A 979-nucleotide genomic window follows, 5' to 3' on the forward strand; every position below is an offset into this window, starting at 1 on the left:
CGCGAGAGCAAATTAGACAAACGATCCATTGGCCGATCCTTGACGAGTCAGAACGCACAGACCATACCATCTGCGTTGTCGTTCAGTGCCTGTAGCGAACATGCCGGCGTAAATCAGCCAACGGATAAAGTGATCACTGAGCAGCTCAGCCTCCCTTTCCAGTTCGGCTGTTAAAAAAACAACACCGTTGTTTGAAAGCACCAGCAAATCAAGTGCTCACTCTTCTATTTTACAGTACCTGGCAACAGCACTTTGCGGTGCAGTCGATCAGATATCCGGAAGGTTGATCGTAAGCTTCAGCCTAGCGCTCTTCGAATTTAATGTCGTCGAGCTTCGGCCCAACCATTCCCCCGACCTACTCTTCCCTCCCCTAGAGACCCTAGCAGTCACTTGAATCGCGGCTGTCTGCGATAAGGTGTTGCTGGTAACTATTGCATCAGCGCCTGAAAACTCCACCTCGGCCGGCAGACTTGAGACCTTAAGTCGTATGGTAGCGAGAGGTACCTTGGAGCCCGATAGCGTCTGTACGAAAACGAACACACTGTCATCCAAAGCGACCTTTTCGAAAATTTCCGGGGAAATGTCCACCCGTACCTTGAGCGGTGTTGGTGGCAAGCCAGCAACATGGTTAATCTGTTGCCGCTGACCGAAAACTGACCCAGTAGAGGCTGTTCTGCCGACTGAAAACTGACCCAGGTGTTCAACTGCTTCTGCTCAATTTTTGAGCAGGAGAACACAGGGTGATCAGTATGGAAATGATGGGCAAAATYCGCCGGATGTATTTCCGCGACAAGCTGTCGCTGCATGAGATAGCCAAKCGCACCGGGTTGGCGCGCAACACKATTCGCAAGTGGGTCAGAGCACCTGAGGCCAAGCCGCCGGTCTACCAACGCCGCGCTATCTTTAACAAACTCAGCCCTTTTCACGTCACGCTAGAGCAGGCGCTAAAAGCCGATTCGCTGCGCCCCAAGCAACAGCG

The 979-nt window shown here is 52.4% G+C and carries 1 pseudogene; it reads left to right on the forward strand.

What is annotated here, in order from left to right:
- Positions 1-758: 758 nt before the first annotated feature.
- Positions 759-979 (forward strand): annotated as a pseudogene (locus tag A9513_RS14680) (IS21 family transposase); the annotation flags it as partial.

Origin of the sequence: Pseudomonas sp. AU12215, from assembly GCF_001675465.2 — a bacterium.
Lineage (GTDB): Bacteria > Pseudomonadota > Gammaproteobacteria > Pseudomonadales > Pseudomonadaceae > Pseudomonas > Pseudomonas nitroreducens.